Here is an 18,947-nt window from a genome sequence, read left to right as displayed (position 1 = left end):
CGGTTTCGATCACTTCGTGATCCAAGCCGGAGGTTTCTTTCATACAGCGTAAAACTCTTCCAATCCTCCGCCAGAGGCGAAGGTTTTCTTCTCGTGAAACAAAAATGCCGCCCTTTCAGGCGGCATTTCAAAACTCTCAAACTCGTGAGAACCTTAGTTCATGTTCGACTTGACCTGAACCAGTGCGTCCTTGAACAGACCGCCGGAGACCTTCGTGTCAACCTTGTCTGCGACAAGCTTGCCAGCGGCAGCAACGGCAAGATCCACTGCCGAAGCGCGGACGGCATTGATAGCGTCGACTTCAGCGGTTGCGATCTTCTGTTCAGCCAGCTTGTTACGGCGGGCCACATATTCTTCAGTCGCACGCTTGGCATCTTCGAGAAGGGCCTTGGCTTCGCGCTCGGCAGCGGCGACGATATCGCCAGCTTCCTTTTCGGCTTCCTTACGCTTGCGATGATATTCGGCCAGAAGCTGCTGTGCTTCTTCGCGCAGCGTACGGGCTTCTTCCAGTTCCTTCTTGATATGTTCGGCGCGCTCATCGAGCGAACGGCCAACCATAGCCGGAACTTTCAGATAGGCGAGGATCGCCAGGAAGATGATGAGGCCAACAAGTGCCCAAAATGTAGCGTCCATTGTCCTCTCCTCAGGCGTTCGCGGCCTTGACAGCGGCGGTTACCGAAGCCTTGTCGGCCTTGGTGCCCAGAAGCTGTTCGACGATTTCAGCCGTGGTTTCCTCGGCGATGGTGCCGACGTCGCTCATGGCCTTGGCCTTGATCGCAGCGATGCGGTCTTCGGCGTCCTTGAGCTTGCTTTCCAGAGTGGCTTCAGCAGCAGCGCGCTCGGCGTCTGCTTCGCCCTTGCCCTTTTCGCGAGCAGCTTCAGCAATCGAAGCAGCCTTGGTGCGGGCCTGGGCCAATTCCTGCTCATAAGCAACGATGGCGTTGTCGGCATCCTGCTTGAGACGGGCAGCCTGCTCCAGATCCTGCGCAATACGGTCACGACGGGTTTCGATCACGCCGCCGATACGCGGCAGAACCACGCGGGACATGAACAGATAGAAAAGACCGAACGTAATCGCCAGCCACAGAAGCTGTGAGGCGTAATGGGTGGAATCGAACGGAGGGAATACGCCGCTGCCGTGTCCGGCATCCTGCGCGACCCCGGTTTCGGTGTGCACAGCATCAGCTGCGCCGTGCTCACCAGCAGCTGGTGCCGGTTGCGATTCGGTGGCGGTTTGGGCAAACGCCGTGGACACGAACATCCAGATTTCCCCTTAAATCGAGCATGATCTGATCCGAAAACCGGTTCCCGTCTTCCGGGATCATGCCTACTCGAACGTCATATGCAAAGGCCAGCCGCGCTGCATTTCAAGATACAGATCGCGGCAGGCCAAACTCTTAAACCGTTTATTAGACGGCGAAGAGGAGCAGAAGCGCGATGAGCAGCGAGAAGATGCCCAGAGCTTCCGTAACGGCGAAACCGAACACCAGACGGCCGAACTGGCTGTCAGCAGCGGACGGGTTGCGCAGAGCGCCGGAGAGGTATTGGCCGAAAATGTTGCCGAGGCCGAGAGCCGTACCGGCCATACCGAAACAGGCGAGACCGGCGCCGATGTACTTTGCTGCTTCCGCTTCCATGTTAAGCTCCTTCTGGATTGAAATATAAGCGCGGATTTCAGTTCTGGCGGTCGCCCGCCGGTTTGAACTCAGTGTCCCGGATGTACTGCGTCGTTGATGTACATGCAGGTGAGAACGGTAAACACGTAGGCCTGGAGGAAGGCTACGAGGAATTCGAGTGCGGTGATCGCAACCGTCATGATGAGCGGCAGGACCGCGCCGCCGACGCCGATCGGGCCGAGAGCGGCCAGCGAAACAACGAAACCGGCGAAAACCTTGAGCGTGATGTGGCCTGCAAGCATGTTCGCAAAAAGACGAACTGAGAGGCTGATCGGACGCGACAGGAACGAGATGATTTCAATGGCGACAACCAGCGGCACGATAATGCCGGGAACACCGCTCGGCACGAACAGCTTGAGGAAGCCGAAACCGTGCTTGAAGAAACCGTAGACGATGACCGTACCGATGACCAGACATGCGAGAGCGAACGTCACGATGATCTGGCTGGTTACAGTGTAGAAATACGGGAAGAGACCGATGAAGTTCGCGACCAGCACGAACATGAACAGCGAGAAAACGAAGGGGAAGAACTTCATGCCCTTCGACCCGGCCGAATCCCTGAGGCTTGTCGCCACGAATTCATAGGCCATTTCCGAGACCGACTGCAGACGGGTCGGGATCAGACCGCGGCCCGACGACGTCAGATAAAGGAAGCCCGAAGCGACCACGACAGTTGCGACCATGAAAGCCGAAACATTCGTGAACGACAGGTCAACGCCGCCTACATCGATGGGAATCCACCGAGAAATCTGGAACTGATGGATCGGATCGTTCGCCACCTTAACCTCGTCTGTCTTCCCTGCCCGAAGGCGATTTGGCCTGCCCTAAGGCGATTTGGTCCGCCCGAAGGCGACTTGGTCTACCCGAGGGCGTTTCAGTCTCGCGGCCCGATATGCATCCGGTCCGCCTATCACTTACACTTGAACGAACTTTACCGTAAAGTCCGACAAGACTTATTTCCTGTCACTCTTTTCCGCGTTAGTCTTAATGCCGCCTTGATCGGCGACATAACCTACGGAACGAAGCACATTGAGGACACCCGCTGCGAAGCCCAGTAGGAGAAATACGATCAATCCCCAAGGCGACGTGTCGGCGACACGATCGATAAACCAGCCAAGCACCGCACCCACCACGATTCCCGCGATAAACTCGCTGGAAAGCTTCATGGCCTGCGCGACCGAACTTGCCGTTTCCGACCGCTCCTCCTCGGAAGCTGGCTTTTTGAACATGCCCTTCTTGACCAATTCGGCCTCAAGACGGTTCAAACGCTGATCCAGCTCCCCGGAAGCAGGTTGCCCTTGCCCATCCTTGACAGCACCGGATGGCTTTTCGGGCTCTATTCCCCGTGCCATTGGCAGCTCCTTTTTTCAAGAAAGGCAGGTTCAAAAACCCATTTCCAAGTTGCGCGCAACATATTGACACGCCGCCCGCTAGTCAAGGCGGTGAAGCCACTGCTCCAGAAGGTTTTTTATCCATAAAAAACAATTGGATAGCTAATGGTGCGACTCATTTTCCGCCCAAAGACGAAGAATGTGGCGCGAATCCTTCACTTTTTCGTTGCCGCTATCCCCAGCAGATCGCGACGAGCACTGCACCAGTGAGCGCATTTCACGGCGAGCAGGCCCCAGCTCGCGTTCTTGCTGGCAACGGGTTCCGGAAAAGCACCGAAGCCGCGCGGTCAACGGCAGCCTGCAAAGCGGATGAGAATGGCGTGTATTCAAATGACAAAGGCGGGAAAGGTCGCCCTCTCCCGCCTGTTTGTTCTCGCTGGAGCCACGCTCGTTAAAGCGAGACGCCCGCGACGTCGGTAAAGTTTTAGAACTTGCCGGAAAGACCAATAATGGCCCCGAAAGCGGTATCCTTGTCCAGCGTGCGATTCACATAAGGCGTTACACCGATGCTGACGGCATCGCTCAACGCATAGGAAACCGTGGTCGACAGACTGCCGCGGGTATGTGCCGTATCCGAGCCGAACTCATATGCGCCGATATAATCAGCGCTTGCGATCACGCTCGGGTCCTTGTGCGAAAGATCTTGCTCGATTTCCGCATTCACGGACCAATTGACCTTATCGGTCAGCGCCATACCATAGTTGAGGCCGAAATAGGCCGTCGTGCGCTGCGACTTCACATCCGAATAGGTGAACGGGAAATAGGCATTGGTTTCCGTATAGCCGTCCATTTTCAGATCGGTATAGCTCAAGCCGCCATAATAGCCGAAGGACGATTTGTTGCCGAGATCGAAGGACTGGCCTGCTTCCAGCTGAACGCCCCAGCCATTAATGGTGCTGTCGCCGGTGCCGGGTTCGGTATAGCCCAGAACCTGTCGTGTCCGCTCAACATCATAGCGATTGATTGCAGCAGAACCGCGCATATACCAGGTTCCGCTCTGGGTGGTGTCTTTCCATTGCGCGTAGATGCCACCGCCAAGATTGTTGTTGGTGTGATCGTAATTGTCCGGCATGTCCTGCCAGAACGTGTGCGCGATGGTTGCGCCGGCCGAAAAATTATCGGTGAAGGCATGGCCCAGCGTCATCCAGCCCAGCACATCCTTGCTGTCGCCAGCGCGACCGACATCGGAATAGATGCCGTACCAGCTTTCGCCCGCCTTCGCCATTCCGAGGCCAGCACCGGAGAAATCATTGAAGCCCTGACCGCTGCTGCTGCCGCCCATCAGGCGACCGACGATAGCGCCTTGCGATCCCATGACGGCGAAGGTGTCGTGCGCAAGTGCGGCCACCGTATCAACCGTATTGGTCACATCAATGCCCACAGGCGTTGGCGTTGGCGTCGGCTCGGGGGTCGGCGTTGGGTTTACATTCGGCTCAGGATTTAGCGCTGGTGTCAGCTCTGGCTCAGGATCGGGTGGCGTTACCGTCACGAGTTTCCAGAGCGCGGCATGCAACTTATTATCTGCTCCCGTCGAACGACCAACAATCACAGTCCCATCAGCAGAAACACCAGTGGTCAAGGAACTCACACCGCCCAATGTTCCGAGATCCGTCGGCGATGCTCCCGAACCAATCCAAACCACAGCATGGTTTTTACTGTCCGCATTCGCCGCCGTCCCCACAATAACAGAGCCATTTGCTGACACGGCAACTGTGTCGGAAGTCGCACCACCCAAAGTGCCAAGATCGGTCGGTGTTGTCCCTTGATTATACCATGCTACGGCGTGCCTATCGGCTACCGTACTCATCGAATTTCCGATGATGACAGAGCCATCAGTGGACACGGTATGCGCTAACGAAGTCGTATCGCCATTCAAAACGCCGAGATCCGTCGGATTCGCGCCTTGGCCGTACCATGCTACAGCGTGTTTATCTCCGCCGACCAGGTCTGCCTGCCCGACGATTATCGTTCCATCTGCAGACAGACCAGACGCGCTGGAGTTACTGCCGCCCAAAGTCCCAAGATCGACCGCAGAACTTCCTTTATTATACCATGCCGCTGCATGGCGCTCAGTGGGTGTCAGGTCTGCCGAACCGACAATCACCTTTCCGTCAGCGGAAACCGCAGCAGCAGCGGAGCCATTTCCCCCCAAAGTCCCAAGATTGTGAATCGTCGCGGCACCGTTAGCAAGCGACCAAACAACCGCATGATTGCTGTTTTGAGCACCATTTATGGCCGAATATCCGACAATCACCTTTCCGTCAGCGGAAACCGCATTGGGATAGGCACTACTAATGGCATCAATAGCACCGAGGTCAGTCGCTATCGACGATCCATTCAGCCAAGCCACAGCGTGGCCGTTCCCATCAGCCCCGCTCGAAACACCAACAATAACACCACCATCAGCAGAGACATACATGGCGTGAGAGTTTTTGGTCTCACCTCCAGATAAAGTCTTCAGGACGGTCAGCGCGCCTGTTGTGCTGCTCCAGACCGCAGGGACATCATAGACCCCCCCGTTTACCTCGCCGACAATCACGTTGCCATCAGCAGAAATGCCATAGGTGGCAGAGCTATGCCAATCCGCACCTTCAACCAAAGTTGGCGCCGACCCCAGTTCCAGCTGCTGGGCCATTGCAACATGTGCGCAGCCTAATAAAGCAGATGAACCAATAAGCAAATAAGCCAATTGCTTATTAATTATATTCATAATCCCTCACATTATAAAATAAAACTCTCCATCATCTGATTCCGATCATATATTTATTTAAAAAACTATGTCTATATCACAATTTTAATTTTAAATTTACTAATATTTAATGCAGAAAGTATGAGCTTAAACTTGCGATCCATAATTATCTTGATGATGAGGGTTATTATTATTGCGCAAGGGTCAGCGCAGCGGGATCAGCCGACAGCCCGACAGGCTGGCCTTCGCGGATGCGCTACGCGCTTTACTCGGGAAATGCTGTTTCCTACACATTATCCTGCGCATCGCAGCGGGATCAGGAATCAGTCCAATGGACTGATTTCCCCGCGTAGACGCTTCGCACTTTTGCTGAAAATGCTTTTTTCCTACGCATTGTCCTACGCAAAACCGCTTCGCACTTTTGCTGGAAATGCTTGATCAGCTCCAGCCGCCGCCATAGGTGCGGTAGAACACATGAAGGCCGATCGTGGTCAGCTTCTTCATCGTCGGCGCCCAGAAGGGCTTCACATAGGTCGCATGATAATGTGTGGCTGAACCCACTTCCGGCAGCCAGATCTGGCCGGACGATACCGTCTTTGCCACCTGCTGCGCCATGCGCCATTGCGGCATCTCGGTCACACGGTGCTTCTGACCGTCGCATGCAAAGGAAAACTGGCAGGCATTGAGCCAGTCGCGATTCTGATAGACCGCACCGCAGATCGTGTTCGGATAGGCCGGGTTGCGCACGCGGTTGAGCACCACTTGCGCCACAGCCACCTGCCCCTTGACCGTCTCGCCGCGCGCTTCGAAATAGATCGCCTCGGCAAGGCACTTCTGTTCGCTTGTACTAAATGCCGAAGGCGGCAACGGAGTTGCCGCCCATCCATGATCTTCTTCGCCAATTGGCGGGACAAACCGCCCCGCGCTCGGGTCCGGTTTCAGGATACTCTCAAAGGGAGAGGTCTTTCCATAATCGGGGGTAGAAGGCGCATAACCCAGCGCCAGCACATCCGGCTGGTCGTTGGTGATCAGCTTGGCCAGTTGCACCGGCATTTCTGCTCTCGGCTTTGGCGGCTTCACGGCATGGAAGGCCATGGTGATGCCGATTTCCTTGCCCTCGAGCTTGTTGGAGAAAGCCATCTTCGCGTCGGTCTTTTCCGGCGGGCGGGTGATCATGCTGATCTTGTCGAACATGCTGCCCGCCGTGAACGCCTTGGCGGGCGCCTTTGGCTTGACCGAGACAAGACGGCCCGTCTTGTCAGCGCGGTTGATGCGGTTTTCATCCGGATTGGGATCATCCGGGCCGAGCTTCGCAGTCTTCTTGCCGCCCGAAAGCGCCACGCGGCCGATGCCCGGCACTTCAATACCGTTGGTCGCAATGCTGCCGGTGACCGTCGTTGCATCAACAAACGGCATTTCCGCCTGATGCACGGAGCCGACCGGCGCCTTGGCGACGAACGCCGTCCAGCGATGTGTGCCAAGATCGGCGGACGGCACGAGGCTCGCCATATCCTGAAAGGCAATCGCATTGGAATTGAAGAGATAGACGATGGCGGTGAGAGCCAGCGGGATCAGGCGCTGCGGCTTGCGGGCGATATGACGCGGTTTCGCGCGCACGGCATAATAGCGACCCTCTTCCGGGCAATAGCCCGTGACAGGATAATGCCATACCGGCTCAGCGACGGCCTTCCGACGACCAAACAGCGCTCGTATCGACACAAGACGCACCGCACACTCCACTCACACAGACTTCTGTTGTTCTCGCGCACATCGTGTCCGAGGCGCGTTTCCGCGCATTTCGGGATATGCTTAACAACGCTGATAATGGAGTATTAACCTTGCTGTATCGTTAACGGCCTTGCGTTTACTATTTGAAAAGATTGATTAATTTAGAATTAACGCTATCAGCCCGGCTTTTGTTTTCATTGCGTTTTTGGAGCGAGCGGGCCAAAAGGGCAAAAGCCGACCTGACGGGACGAAACTTACTTCGTCAAAATTCTACACGCAGAATACCGATAAGGAGCCGCGATGCGAAACTGGAAGCCCGGACAGATATTTGCGACCCTCCTCCCCATGCTCACGCTATTGCCGGTCCCGGCCAAGGCAGAGCTTCAACGCGAAAGCGTGGTCATTCTCGCGGATACGCCGAAAATCACACGCTGGGCGGCAGTACACGTCACGCCGGATGAAGCGGTTGGCGACCCCTATTATCATGTCGAGGTTTTCGAACACCCGAAGGGCGCGAAGCCATGGGTCTTCGAGCGGCTGTCACTGCATATGGTGATAACCGGCGAAGCACTTGAGAAAAGCAGCATCGCGTCACGCACCAGAACCTATGCTTACAAGGATGTCGAGTTTCGCATCGTCTACGAGCATTGGCTCGCCAACAGACAGGAACAGGCGCAAACCCCGATCTGTAAGACGACAATCGAAGAATGCCTGAAGGCTGCGGCAGCTGATTAGGTTTCAGCTTCATAGGCCGCGTCGAAAAAGGCTTTCTCCAGTTCCACTGCCCGTCGGAAGAAATCCCCGCACTTTGATGCAGCGGCCGGGCCGACACGGTCGAGTTCTGAACGCAGAAAGCCGACGAATTCCACAAAATACGGATTGTCGTGCAGGATAATCCATTCGGCGAAAACGAAATCCTTCGGCAGAGGTTTCGGCGCCTTCTCTGCCCAGTCGAGATAAAGCCACTCGGCAACGGCCAGCACAGACAGGCAAGCCGCATAGGAACCGGACTTTGCCGCTTCCAGCATCAGCGCCTTGAACCCGGTCGTCGCTGTCGCATCGGGCATATCGAAGCGTGTCGCATCATCAACATTCAGTGTTTCGAAAGCGCGCTCGAAATAGGAGTTCTCGTCATTGCTGATCATGCCGATGAAGCGACCCAAGGTCAGCTTCGCGTCCATCCTGTCGCAATTGACGAGCGCACCGCCCAGCAAAGACAGGAAACAATCGATAAAACGATGATCCTGAACCAGATAGCGTGTCATCACGTCTTTCGATGCCGTTCCAGCATAGATTTCCCGGACCAGACGATGCGTCACTGCCTGTGTCCAGAAAGGTTCCGTGCTCTGCCGCAAATGATCGGTAAATCGTTCGGACGCGGCTTCGACATTGTTCAGCATAGACAAGACGTTGCTCCATGGCGCGTATATCGGAAGCCGGACCTTATCGGCGTCAACCACAGTTCACAATGAACTTGTGAAAGCCCCAATCATCTGTGAAAAGCACTTCATCTCTTCATTTGCGTATATTCCGATCAGAGCGGACATCATGATCAAGAAAACTCTCGCTGCCATCGTGCTCATTGCTATTGCTTTGTTTGGCTATACCAAGGTCATGGCGCGGGTCAGCCTGGTCGAGCCTCCCGTCGCCGCGCCCGCAGAACAACAGGCCGACGCGATCCGGGTTGAAAAGGCCAGTCGCCAGATGACCCTGCTGCGCCAGGGCCAGACGATTGGCACCTATCGCATATCGCTTGGCAGCAATGGCGATGGCGGCCACAAGCAGCGCGAGGGAGACGAGAAGACACCGGAAGGGCAATATGTCATCGACTGGCGCAATCCGCGTTCGATGGCGCATCTGAGCCTGCATATTTCCTATCCGAACGAAAAGGATCAGCGGGCAGCGATCAACTAGGCTTCCTTGAAAGTGACTTTTAGAAATCGCACAGCAATTCTCGAAAAATTCCATGGGATTCATATAATTGAAAGACTATTGACTTCCCACCGGCGCTCTCAGCAAAATATTCAGCCTGAACTGACTCCGAAACACGGCTCGGCAAGCCATCAATACACGGAATAGCAAGATCATATTATCCTGCAGCGCCCTGGAGGGTCTGGTACTTCATATATATGATGGGAAGCGGGAGCATGGTTAAAAGTCCGTTCTCCAGTACTATACTTCATAATATCTCTTTCCATAAATTGAACATTCCTACCCATCAATACATCATGCGTATTGTAAATTAGCTCACCTCCATCACCATAGGTTATTACTCGCCTGCCAAATCTATTTGAATAATATTGGCCAGCTGGAATTCCTCTTACTTTCATTTTTTCGAAGCCATTGGCAACGATATGAAGAGGACCCGGTCCATTTTTTTCTATTATATTTCCTCTGAGCTCTTGTCCCAGTACTTTATTTATATATTTTTCCTTCGAAACTCGCCCTCCGGGAAGATGCTCCAAACCTGGAAAGACAATGGCCTGCTCTTTTTTTCCGCCAAAATTATTCGTGATACCGCCAGTAACGTTTAATCGCGCTTCGTCTGTTAGAGGACTGGCAGCGAATCGAGACTGACGCATAGGAAAGCCTGTAACTTTCGTTCTTCCAGCATTTGTACGACGAGGGCCGAGTTGTAGAAAGCCCGTAAACGGTTCCTCGTTAGCATCCAGGTTAGTACTCATGGACTCTGGAGCCATTGCAGCACGAACAAGGTTAAGACTTGCGGAATCATTACTAACAGTATTAGCCACTACGGTTGCAATTGACTCAAATTCACTACCCAGCCCAGGAAGGGACCCTCTTAATGGCACGGCTCAATACTCCAGTTTCCATTACTATAATTTCGCCTCGGGCTCGACGGACCAACCATAGTGGCCCGCACTGTGAATTCATGGCCCAATAAATGAGTTTCATCTTTCATCATCTCGACGATCCTTTTTTAATGGTCTTTAAGGAACTCACATTTCCCAAGGCGCCCCAAACAAGCCGGAATACCCAGCGGCATCGTATGAATGAACAGTCGCCGGATATAACGAGGACGTCTTCTGACCAGTAGCACGCGCGACGCCAGCAACAACAAGACTGGATTTACCCCTCACTATACTGGCGGTATCATACAAAACTCCACCAATAGGCTCGTATGTAGACACAGGAACATTTAAATGCCCCGACACCGCCTCGCCAAGAGGATACATTGCTCCCGGCACATCTGATTTACGACCTTTAACGAGTATGCGGTTTATATTATTTGCAACAATATTTAGCCTCTCATTCGTATCCGCTTTTAAATATCCATCTTTATAAAGATTATCAAACAGGCTTGTTAAACTCATTTTTTTATTATCATACTTTACGTATCCAATTTTATTACTGTGTATTACGACAAAATCCTCACCTGTTTCCATGAATTCTTTTAAAATTAATACCGTATGTTTTCCTTTTACCCCACCTCCAAGGCGGATTATTTTTGATGCCGACGGATGGATGGCACCAGGATGGCTGGGTGCCATATCCGCAGGATGACAATTTTCTCTTATCGTATCGCCCGCTATTTCTTCAAAGCTGTCGTCCAGACGACTATACCCAATGCGCCCTCGGTTCGTCGCGCCAAGAAGAGTTGGCTCTCGCGAATGCTGCCCCATGGCTCGCGCTACCGGCGCTGCAAGTATACTTCGTACTACACGGATAACGTCACCTATCTCCATTTCGCCGGCCCTCCAGTCACTTCATGTACATCGTCCCCCGCAACTACATTTGTAGCACCGCCTGCGCAGTTTCTGATCCTGTTACTTTTGGATCAGTTCGTCCTTTCTAAAATCAAATTGGTGTGACAACAGTCCCAAGGCTTTCGAAGATGGGTTCCGATGCCGACCTTGTGAAAGCCCCAATCATCTGTGAAAAGCACTTCATCTCTTCATTTGCGCATATTCGGGTCAGAGTGGACATCATGATCAAGAAAACTCTCGCTGCCGTCGTGCTCATTGCTGTCGCGTTGTTTGGCTATACCAAGGTCATGGCGCGGGTCAGTCTGGTCGAGCCTCCCGTCGCCGCGCCCGCAGAACAGCAGGCCGACGCGATCCGGGTTGAAAAGGCCAGCCGCCAGATGACCTTGCTGCGCCAGGGGCAGACGATTGGCACCTATCGCATATCGCTTGGCAGCAATGGCGATGGCGGCCACAAGCAGCGCGAGGGTGACGAGAAGACACCGGAAGGGCAATATGTCATCGACTGGCGCAATCCGCGTTCGATGGCGCATCTGAGCCTGCATATTTCCTATCCGAACGAAGAGGATCAGCGGGCAGCCGCGGCGGGCGGTTATGCGCCGGGCGGCAATATCATGATCCATGGCCTGCCGAACGGCTGGGGCTGGCTGGCATCCATGCACCATTTGTGGGACTGGACCGATGGCTGCATTGCCGTCACTGACACGGAAATGCGCGACATCTGGGCAAAAGTGCCAAACGGCACGCCGATCGAAATCCTGCCGTAACGCTCTATCGCTTCCACATAATCCGACTATGCTCACCCAACGGGATCACACACGTTTGGAGGGGAATGATGACAGCGGTTTTCAAGTCGGCCTGTATAGGTGGTTTCATTGCAATGGCGGTTCTGGCATCCGCGGGAAGCGCCGACGCCAAGTCGCCTTGCGACGGGGTTACCGCCAGTTTGACCAAGCAACAGCGGGCCGATTACACAGCCCTGATTGCCAAGAGCTTTCGCAAGAAAGTGAAACCAACCGCCATCACCATCGAGACATTCATGAAGAGCGGCGACTGGGCCGTCGTTTATGCCGATGTTCCAGTCGCGGACCCCGGCTATTTCTTCTTCAAACTTTCAGGCAAGACGCCGAAACTCAAAGACGTTTGGGGCGGCATGGCTGACAGAAGTGAGGTGCCGGAGCTGGTCAAATGGGCGAAGAAGCTTGGTGCGAATGACAAGGTTGCCAGTTGCTTTGCCGATACGGCGACAGCGTCCTGACGATACCCGTCAGGACAACGCACCTTCAGCAATCACTTCACGGACCAGCGGTCGATATCCGCATCCTGACCGATCAGCGCCAGACCGGTGGCAATGGAATCGAACTGGTTGGAGCTGGTCACTGCCGCATCGGGGAAGCGGCTTTCGAACACAGTGCGGATCACCGGCACGAAGGACGTGCCGCCGGTCAGAAACACACGGTCGATATTGCCGGATTGAATGCCGGCCTTTTCGACCGCTTCTTCCACCGACTGCTCGATCTGGCGCACATCCTCGGCGATCCAGTTTTCGAAATCGTTGCGGGTGATATCCGAGCGGATTTCGAAATCATCCGCCTTGAAATGCAGCTCCGCCATGCGTTCGGATGACAGCCGGACCTTGAGGTTCGAAACGGCGCGGTAGATTTCGTAGCCGTAATCATTCTCGATGAGATTGATGAAATGCTCCAGCGCTTCCGGCTCGACCGCCTGCTTGGCAAGTTCGGTCAGGTCGCGGATCGTCGCGGGCGAGTTCATCAGGAACAGCGTGTTCCAGCGCGCGAAATTTGCGTAATAATGGTTCGGCATGGTCAGGCGCTTGCCGAAGGATTTGTATTCCGTGCCCTTGCCGAGCAGTGGTGAAACCGCATTGTCGATGATGCGATAGTCGAATGTATCGCCTGCAATGCCAAGACCTGTCTGGCTCATCGGCGTGAAGGAAAGACCACCCTTACCCACTTCGAAACGCACGATGGAAAAGTCGCTCGTGCCGCCGCCAAAGTCGGCCACCAGAACGGTTGAATCCGCCTTCAATTCCTGCGCATAGAAATAGGCCGCCGCCACCGGTTCATAGACATAGTGAATGTCGGTGAAGCCAAAGGCGCGAAACGCCTTTTCATAGCGCTGCATCGCCAGCTCCTCGTCCGGCGAAGCGCCTGCGAAAATAACCGGACGCCCGATCACCACGCGATTGCCCTTGGGCGGCAGCCGGTCACCGAGGCGCGCCGCAACCGTTTCGAGAAAGGTCGTCAGAATATCCTCGAACTTGAAGCGCTTGCCGAAGACCGGCGTGTCGGTGAAGGATTTGGACGCCGCGAAGGTCTTGAAGGATTGCAGCATGCGCGTCGAATGCGGTGCGTTGACAAAAGCATCCATCGCCCATGGGCCGCTTTCCACCGTGCGTTCGCCGGTTTCGCGATCCTGCCAGAAACAGAGGATCGAGCGATAGCCGGTCACGTCAGCGCCATCCTTGACGACGCTCAGCACCGCCGCCGAACCATCGGGGCTGGCAACGGACAGAACCGTGTTGGTGGTGCCGAAATCGATGCCTAATGTCACGCCATCAAATGGGCTCTCAACAGCCTTCGTCATCACTGCACCTTTTGGGAGAAAATCGGGGAGCGGGCGGATTAGCAGCCGCGACGACCAAGCTCAACCCGTTAATGTGTGTTTTGATGCCAATGGATGAGAGCATTTCCAGCAAAAGTGCGTAGCGGTTTGCCGTAGGATAATGCGTAGAAACAAATAGATAGAGCGGTTCCACGATTCCGTTTTAACCGGAACCGCTCTAGATCGGCGCGAAAATAAATACCTGAAACACCGGCCCAATCCGTCATGTAACGAACGGAAAAGAAGTTTGAAGTAAAAGATTGTAGGTTTTTTGAAACTTTATAGAATTTTTGTTTTCAGACTGTTAGGTTTCAGCCCCGCATCCGGAGTGGTTCACCTTTTAGAGCATAATCCGATCAAACCTGCTCTCATGATACCGCCAGAACTGCTCCCTTATTTGTTCTCACCGCATGAATGCAACGCCGGGTGATTTCGTCCGACTGCATGATGCTCCAGGCTGTCCAACAAATGAAAGCGATACTCATGGCGTTTCTCTCACGTACACTTCTCGCCACCGTCTTGCTGTCTGCAAGCGCCCTGCCCTTTGCAGCGCAGGCCGAAGATGCAGCAGGCCAGCCGCTCGCAACCGGCTATCACAGCAGCGGTCAGGTTACCGCCGAGGTCAGCGGCGCCATACGCGACGGCGACAAGCTGACCGTCAAGGTTCGTTTCAAGAATGCCACGGAAGGCGACAACGTTTCCTCGACGCTTTATAGCTCCATGTCGGACAAGGAGTACGAGAACGATTATTACCTTCTCGCCGGCGACAAGAAGTATCTGCTGTTGAAGGACTCTGAGGGCAAGCCGCTCACGCCCACCTCCGTTTCGCTGTTCGGCAAAGGGCCTGTGGTCGGCGTCTGGCATGGCGTCTTTCCGGCACCACCGAAAGACCAGAAGGTGACACTCTATATCAAGGGGGTCGAGCCGCTCGGACCATTCGCCGTTCCCGCTGAATAGGGGGAACAGCCAATGGCTACGATCCATCGATTGACCCGTTTCGGTCTCATCGGCCTTGCTGCGCTGTGCCTGCCATCGGTCGGAACAGCGCAGGATGCAGGGCTGAATACGGATAAGAGCGCCTATATTCGTGATCTTGTGCCGGAAATCCGCGATCTGGTTTCAGCATCGGGCGGCACGGATGGCAACGCGCGCGGCCTTTCGGGCGCAGCGCAACAGATTGTCGAGAAGAGCGGCAACATCACCATGCGCGAGACAGACAACAGCATCGTCCTGTCTGTCACGAGCGATATCCTGTTCGGCTTCGACAGCGCCAAGCTGACGGCTAAGGCCAAGTCCACACTGGGTGATGTCGTCAAGATATTGGACAGCACACCGGATTCCACCGTGCAGGTTGTCGGCCATACGGATTCCAAGGGTTCCGACAGCTACAACCTCAAGCTCTCCAAAGCGCGTGCCGGGGCGGTCGTCGAATTTCTTGTCGGCAATGGCGTGCCGTCGGCGCGCCTGAAGCCGGAAGGGCGTGGCGAAAGCGAACCTGTCGCGCCCAACGACATGGAGGGCAAGGACAACCCCGATGGACGCGCCCAGAACAGGCGCGTCGAATTCGTGCTGCCAAAGGCATGATGCCGTCTGTTCAATAGCGTCAAAAGAAAAAGCCCGGATCGCTCCGGGCTTTTTTGCATCATGCTTATCGCTTCTTCTTGGCGCGACCGGCGAACGGATTGTCCGAGGTGCGCAGCGCAAGGCGGATCGGCACGCCCGGCATATCGAAGGTTTCGCGCAGGCCGTTGATCAGATAGCGCACATAAGATTGCGGCATCGCATCGGGGCGCGAGCAGGACACGACGAAGCCCGGCGGGCGGGTCTTCACCTGCGTCATATATTTCACCTTCAGGCGGCGACCGGAAACGGCCGGCGGCGGCTGATGGGCAATCACGCCTTCCAGCCAGCGATTGAGGCGACCGGTAGAAATACGGCGGTTCCATATCTCATGGGTCTTCACGACATTTTCCATGAGCTTGTCGAGACCCTGTCCGCGTTCGCCCGAAATCGGCACGGCGCGAAGTCCGCGCACCTGCGGCAGAAGGCGGGCGGTCTTTTCGTAAAGATCGGCCAGAACCATCTGGCGGTCTTCGATCAGGTCCCACTTGTTGAAGGCGATGACCGGCGCACGACCTTCACGGATGATCAGATCGGCGATCTGCAAATCCTGCTTTTCGAAAGGGATCGTCGCGTCGAGCACGATGATCACCACTTCTGCAAAGCGGATGGCGCGAAGGCCGTCGGCAACCGACAGCTTTTCCAGCTTTTCCTGCACGCGCGACTTGCGGCGCAGACCGGCAGTGTCGAACAGCTTGATCTTGCGACCATGCCATTCCCAGTCAACCGAAATCGAGTCACGTGTAATGCCCGCTTCCGGGCCGGTCAGCAGGCGATCTTCACCGAGCATCGTGTTGATCATCGTGGACTTGCCCGCATTCGGGCGTCCGACAATGGCAATGCGCAGCGGCTTGGTGGCATCATAGGCCGGGATGACTTCTTCATCCGGATCTTCGATGTCATCACCGATCAGCTCGCCGACAGCCTTCGGCGTGAAGACCTCGTCTGCGGTTTCCGCTTCCTTCTCGTCGGCAAAGACGCGCTCTTCGCCCAGAAGCTCAACAATGGCGTCGCGCAGGTCGGGCATGCCCTGACCATGTTCCGCTGAAATCGGGCACGGTTCGCCAAGACCGAGCTGGAAGGCGTCGTAAAGGCCCGACTGCGCGCCGCGCGCTTCAGCCTTGTTGGCCACCAGCACCACCGGCTTGCCGGAACGGCGCACCAGTTCGGCAAAGGTGTTGTCGGCAGGCGTCAGCCCGTTCTTGGCATCGACCACGAACAGAACCGCATCAGCTTCGCTGATGGCGGCTTCTGTCTGGGCGCGCATGCGCGCTTCCAGCGAGTCGTTAGCAGCCTCTTCGAGACCAGCCGTGTCGATCACCTGAAACTTGAGGTCGTAGAGCTTGGCGTCATGGATGCGCCTGTCGCGCGTGACACCCGGCAGGTCGTCCACCAGCGCCAGCTTGCGGCCGACGAGACGATTGAACAGCGTGGACTTGCCGACATTGGGACGCCCGACGATAGCGAGAGTGAAACCCATGAACGAAAATTACTCCAGAAAGAAACAGGGCCGGTTCAAGACCAGCCCCGAAGGTAGCCTTTGTTTAACTTTGTGCCGCAACGCCTGCGCTGCGCATCAGATCCAGCATGGTGTTGGCGCGCTGGCGGATATTGGCCTGAGCCAGGCCGTCATCGGCGATCTGCTTGAACAATTTAGCCGCATCGTCGTAACGCTCGGCCTTCCAGGCCGCAAGACCAAGGGCTTCGCGCGCGCTGGAGCGCATCGCATTGCCATCGGCAGACAGGGTTTCGACGCGCTTGGCAACATCGTCATAAGAACCGCTATCAACCAGCAGATAGCCCGCACGCAGGCGCGCCACATCACGCAGAGGCCCCGGCACGGCATTGTCGACAGCGATATCATCGAACGCCTTCACAGCGCCAGCCGCATCGCCCTTGTCGGCAAGAACCGAAGCCGCACGCAGGCGCGCCAGAACCGGATAAGAACCGTAGCCGGTCTTTTCCAGATCGTCGAGCGCGGCAAGCGCTTCGTCGTTCTTGCCTGCCGATGCGAGGTCAATCGCCGCGAGGAACTTGTCGCCGGATGCAGACGCCTTGCTGTCGGTCCAATGCTGATAGCCGACCCAGCCCGCAGTGCCCAAAACGATAGCAACGGCAGCACCGATCACGATCGGGCCGAAATTCTTCCAGACCTGCTTCGCCCGTTCCGAACGGAGTTCTTCGTTTACCTCGCGAATGAAACTGTCGTCTGCCATGGACCTGCCATTGTTCTTGAATCTGGTTTACGAAATAGATGTTCTGGCGCTTTTAGTCGGAATTGTCGCCATATGTAAGACCCGTCTGCGAAATAAGCAGATCAAGCCCCGCGTAAAAGTGAATTTCGGTCCGACCTTCGCCATATTCAAGGGATAGCGAGGTCTTATCCCCCTTCCCGGCCTCCGATTTTCCCGGTATCTGATGGCAATGCGCGTTTTCTCCCCCAAAACCCTTCTCGCTCTTTCCCTGTCGACGGCTTTTTGTGCGCCTGCCGGGGCGACATCGCCGGACCTGAGTGCCGGAGCCGACGCTACTGCCGCCAAAACGCAATATGTGCTGATTTCCTTCGACGGCGCGCATGACAATACCTTGTGGACGCGCTCACGCGAACTCGCGAAGAAGAACAACGCCCATTTCACCTATTTCCTGTCCTGCGTCTTTCTGATGACCCGAAAGGACCGCGCCAGCTATCAGCCGCCGCACAAAAAGGCGGGTGCGTCCAATGTCGGCTTTGCCCAGACCCGGGATGAAGTCGTGACCCGGCTTGGCAATATCTGGCAGGCGCATCTGGAGGGCAACGAGATTGCCAGCCACGGCTGCGGCCATTTCGACGGCACGAGCTGGTCCACCGCCGACTGGAACAAGGAAGTCGGCGAGTTTCGACGCATCGTCGCCGACGCCTACAAGAACAACGGTATCGACGGCGAGCCGGATGGCTGGCGCGATCTCGCGCTCAGCGGCATCAACGGCTTTCGCGCGCCCTATCTCGCCGCTTCGAAGCCGGTGCAGGACGCGCTGAAGGCCAATGGCTTCCGCTATCAGGCCTCATCCGTCACACGCGGGCCGGAACTGCCCCAGATCACAGGCCAGTTCGCATCCTTTGGCCTGCCGCTGATCCCGGAAGGCCCGTCGCAGCGCCCCATCGTCGGCATGGATTACAATCTCTATGTCCGCCATTCCAAGGCTAAGGAAGCGCCGGAACAGTCGGCAGCCTTTGAAGACCGCGCCTATAAGGCGTTTCGTGCCGCCTTCGACAAGCAATATGATGGCGAGCGCATTCCCTTGCAGCTTGGCTTCCATTTCGTGCTGATGAATGACGGCGCTTACTGGCGCGCCATGGAGCGGCTTGTTTCGGAAGTCTGCACCAAGCCCGATGTCAAATGCACCACCTATGGCGATTATCTGAACAGCCTCGACAAAAACACCGGCCACGCTGCGCAGAACAGGTCGTAGCCGGTTTTCCAAATCCTCATGCTGAGGAGGCACGTAAGCGCCG

At 55.6% G+C, this 18,947-nt stretch carries 19 protein-coding genes and 1 pseudogene; 7 read left to right on the top strand and 13 right to left on the bottom strand.

Annotated elements, in window-relative coordinates:
• Positions 1–153 precede the first annotated feature (153 nt).
• From FGI60_RS16285 to FGI60_RS16255, 7 genes are all read right to left on the bottom strand, one after another.
• Positions 154–633 (bottom strand): F0F1 ATP synthase subunit B, encoded by a 480-nt coding sequence (locus tag FGI60_RS16285; protein ID WP_078337999.1) that lies wholly within the window; start codon positions 631–633, stop codon positions 154–156.
• Between the two features lie 10 nt (positions 634–643).
• Positions 644–1,261 (bottom strand): F0F1 ATP synthase subunit B, encoded by a 618-nt coding sequence (locus FGI60_RS16280; protein ID WP_138786079.1) that lies wholly within the window; start codon positions 1,259–1,261, stop codon positions 644–646.
• A 148-nt stretch (positions 1,262–1,409) separates the two neighbouring features.
• Complete coding sequence (locus FGI60_RS16275; RefSeq protein ID WP_002963544.1) at positions 1,410–1,637, bottom strand: F0F1 ATP synthase subunit C; 228 nt, start codon at positions 1,635–1,637, stop codon at positions 1,410–1,412.
• Between the two features lie 68 nt (positions 1,638–1,705).
• Complete coding sequence (locus FGI60_RS16270; RefSeq protein ID WP_109368422.1) at positions 1,706–2,455, bottom strand: F0F1 ATP synthase subunit A; 750 nt, start codon at positions 2,453–2,455, stop codon at positions 1,706–1,708.
• 174 nt (positions 2,456–2,629) lie between these two features.
• Entirely contained in the window at positions 2,630–3,028 is a 399-nt protein-coding gene (locus FGI60_RS16265) for an AtpZ/AtpI family protein (protein WP_138786078.1), read from the bottom strand.
• 463 nt (positions 3,029–3,491) lie between these two features.
• Entirely contained in the window at positions 3,492–5,702 is a 2,211-nt protein-coding gene (locus tag FGI60_RS16260; RefSeq protein WP_171058786.1) for an autotransporter domain-containing protein, read from the bottom strand.
• Between the two features lie 492 nt (positions 5,703–6,194).
• A complete protein-coding gene (locus tag FGI60_RS16255) occupies positions 6,195–7,484 on the bottom strand; it encodes a cell wall hydrolase (protein ID WP_138786076.1) in 1,290 nt (429 codons plus the stop codon).
• 300 nt (positions 7,485–7,784) lie between these two features.
• Here FGI60_RS16255 and FGI60_RS16250 point away from each other — a divergent pair, with 300 nt between their 5' ends.
• Positions 7,785–8,219: a DUF5086 family protein gene (locus FGI60_RS16250; RefSeq protein WP_235889832.1), complete on the top strand. Its 435-nt coding sequence runs from the start codon at positions 7,785–7,787 to the stop codon at positions 8,217–8,219.
• On the opposite strand, the gene FGI60_RS16245 is transcribed toward FGI60_RS16250, so the two are convergent.
• Positions 8,216–8,884 carry a TenA family protein gene (locus tag FGI60_RS16245; RefSeq protein WP_138786088.1) on the bottom strand — a complete coding sequence of 223 codons (669 nt, stop codon included), beginning with the start codon at positions 8,882–8,884 and terminating at the stop codon, positions 8,216–8,218. The two genes, FGI60_RS16250 and FGI60_RS16245, sit on opposite strands and share 4 nt — an antisense overlap.
• Before the next feature lie 148 nt (positions 8,885–9,032).
• Here FGI60_RS16245 and FGI60_RS16240 point away from each other — a divergent pair.
• A pseudogene (locus tag FGI60_RS16240) lies at positions 9,033–9,389 on the top strand (L,D-transpeptidase family protein); the annotation flags it as partial.
• Positions 9,390–9,568: 179 nt separating this feature from the next.
• Here the strand turns inward: FGI60_RS16240 and FGI60_RS16235 are convergent.
• Positions 9,569–10,237 carry a hypothetical protein gene (locus FGI60_RS16235; protein WP_138786074.1) on the bottom strand — a complete coding sequence of 223 codons (669 nt, stop codon included), beginning with the start codon at positions 10,235–10,237 and terminating at the stop codon, positions 9,569–9,571.
• 207 nt (positions 10,238–10,444) lie between these two features.
• A complete protein-coding gene (locus FGI60_RS16230; protein WP_138786073.1) occupies positions 10,445–11,191 on the bottom strand; it encodes a hypothetical protein in 747 nt (248 codons plus the stop codon).
• A 242-nt stretch (positions 11,192–11,433) separates the two neighbouring features.
• Between FGI60_RS16230 and FGI60_RS16225 the strand changes: the two genes are divergently transcribed.
• A complete protein-coding gene (locus FGI60_RS16225) occupies positions 11,434–11,976 on the top strand; it encodes a L,D-transpeptidase family protein (RefSeq protein WP_138786072.1) in 543 nt (180 codons plus the stop codon).
• 68 nt (positions 11,977–12,044) lie between these two features.
• Positions 12,045–12,467: a hypothetical protein gene (locus FGI60_RS16220; RefSeq protein ID WP_138786087.1), complete on the top strand. Its 423-nt coding sequence runs from the start codon at positions 12,045–12,047 to the stop codon at positions 12,465–12,467.
• Positions 12,468–12,499: 32 nt separating this feature from the next.
• On the opposite strand, the gene FGI60_RS16215 is transcribed toward FGI60_RS16220, so the two are convergent.
• Positions 12,500–13,816, bottom strand: a complete 1,317-nt coding sequence (locus FGI60_RS16215; RefSeq protein WP_138786071.1) for an Hsp70 family protein — start codon at positions 13,814–13,816, stop codon at positions 12,500–12,502.
• Between the two features lie 486 nt (positions 13,817–14,302).
• On the opposite strand from FGI60_RS16215, the gene FGI60_RS16210 reads away from it, so the two are divergent.
• Positions 14,303–14,791 (top strand): hypothetical protein, encoded by a 489-nt coding sequence (locus FGI60_RS16210; protein WP_138786070.1) that lies wholly within the window; start codon positions 14,303–14,305, stop codon positions 14,789–14,791.
• 12 nt (positions 14,792–14,803) lie between these two features.
• Complete coding sequence (locus tag FGI60_RS26755; protein ID WP_138786069.1) at positions 14,804–15,418, top strand: OmpA family protein; 615 nt, start codon at positions 14,804–14,806, stop codon at positions 15,416–15,418.
• 64 nt (positions 15,419–15,482) lie between these two features.
• Here FGI60_RS26755 and der read toward each other — a convergent pair whose 3' ends face one another.
• Positions 15,483–16,934, bottom strand: a complete 1,452-nt coding sequence (der, locus tag FGI60_RS16200; RefSeq protein ID WP_078337988.1) for a ribosome biogenesis GTPase Der — start codon at positions 16,932–16,934, stop codon at positions 15,483–15,485.
• A gap of 64 nt (positions 16,935–16,998) precedes the next feature.
• Positions 16,999–17,670 carry a tetratricopeptide repeat protein gene (locus FGI60_RS16195; protein WP_138786068.1) on the bottom strand — a complete coding sequence of 224 codons (672 nt, stop codon included), beginning with the start codon at positions 17,668–17,670 and terminating at the stop codon, positions 16,999–17,001.
• Positions 17,671–17,878: 208 nt separating this feature from the next.
• Here FGI60_RS16195 and FGI60_RS16190 point away from each other — a divergent pair, with 208 nt between their 5' ends.
• Positions 17,879–18,904: a polysaccharide deacetylase family protein gene (locus FGI60_RS16190; protein ID WP_138786086.1), complete on the top strand. Its 1,026-nt coding sequence runs from the start codon at positions 17,879–17,881 to the stop codon at positions 18,902–18,904.
• Positions 18,905–18,947: the final 43 nt, after the last annotated feature.

This window comes from Brucella haematophila, from assembly GCF_005938105.1.
In the GTDB taxonomy this organism is placed as follows: domain Bacteria; phylum Pseudomonadota; class Alphaproteobacteria; order Rhizobiales; family Rhizobiaceae; genus Brucella; species Brucella haematophila.
The sequence above is the reverse complement of the archived record's forward strand: the minus strand, read 5'-3'. Positions and strand labels throughout refer to the sequence as shown.

Bases quoted from the DNA above. Each gene is read 5' to 3' on its own strand.
- FGI60_RS16285 (WP_078337999.1), bottom strand. From the start codon at position 633: ATGGACGCTACATTTTGGGCACTTGTTGGCCTCATCATCTTCCTGGCG.
- FGI60_RS16280 (WP_138786079.1), bottom strand. From the start codon at position 1,261: ATGTTCGTGTCCACGGCGTTTGCCCAAACCGCCACCGAATCGCAACCG.
- FGI60_RS16275 (WP_002963544.1), bottom strand. From the start codon at position 1,637: ATGGAAGCGGAAGCAGCAAAGTACATCGGCGCCGGTCTCGCCTGTTTC.
- FGI60_RS16265 (WP_138786078.1), bottom strand. From the start codon at position 3,028: ATGGCACGGGGAATAGAGCCCGAAAAGCCATCCGGTGCTGTCAAGGAT.
- FGI60_RS16260 (WP_171058786.1), bottom strand. From the start codon at position 5,702: ATGGCCCAGCAGCTGGAACTGGGGTCGGCGCCAACTTTGGTTGAAGGT.
- FGI60_RS16250 (WP_235889832.1), top strand. From the start codon at position 7,785: ATGCGAAACTGGAAGCCCGGACAGATATTTGCGACCCTCCTCCCCATG.
- FGI60_RS16245 (WP_138786088.1), bottom strand. From the start codon at position 8,884: ATGCTGAACAATGTCGAAGCCGCGTCCGAACGATTTACCGATCATTTG.
- FGI60_RS16230 (WP_138786073.1), bottom strand. From the start codon at position 11,191: ATGGAGATAGGTGACGTTATCCGTGTAGTACGAAGTATACTTGCAGCG.
- FGI60_RS16225 (WP_138786072.1), top strand. From the start codon at position 11,434: ATGATCAAGAAAACTCTCGCTGCCGTCGTGCTCATTGCTGTCGCGTTG.
- FGI60_RS16220 (WP_138786087.1), top strand. From the start codon at position 12,045: ATGACAGCGGTTTTCAAGTCGGCCTGTATAGGTGGTTTCATTGCAATG.
- FGI60_RS16215 (WP_138786071.1), bottom strand. From the start codon at position 13,816: ATGACGAAGGCTGTTGAGAGCCCATTTGATGGCGTGACATTAGGCATC.
- FGI60_RS16210 (WP_138786070.1), top strand. From the start codon at position 14,303: ATGAAAGCGATACTCATGGCGTTTCTCTCACGTACACTTCTCGCCACC.
- FGI60_RS26755 (WP_138786069.1), top strand. From the start codon at position 14,804: ATGGCTACGATCCATCGATTGACCCGTTTCGGTCTCATCGGCCTTGCT.
- der (WP_078337988.1), bottom strand. From the start codon at position 16,934: ATGGGTTTCACTCTCGCTATCGTCGGGCGTCCCAATGTCGGCAAGTCC.
- FGI60_RS16195 (WP_138786068.1), bottom strand. From the start codon at position 17,670: ATGGCAGACGACAGTTTCATTCGCGAGGTAAACGAAGAACTCCGTTCG.
- FGI60_RS16190 (WP_138786086.1), top strand. From the start codon at position 17,879: ATGCGCGTTTTCTCCCCCAAAACCCTTCTCGCTCTTTCCCTGTCGACG.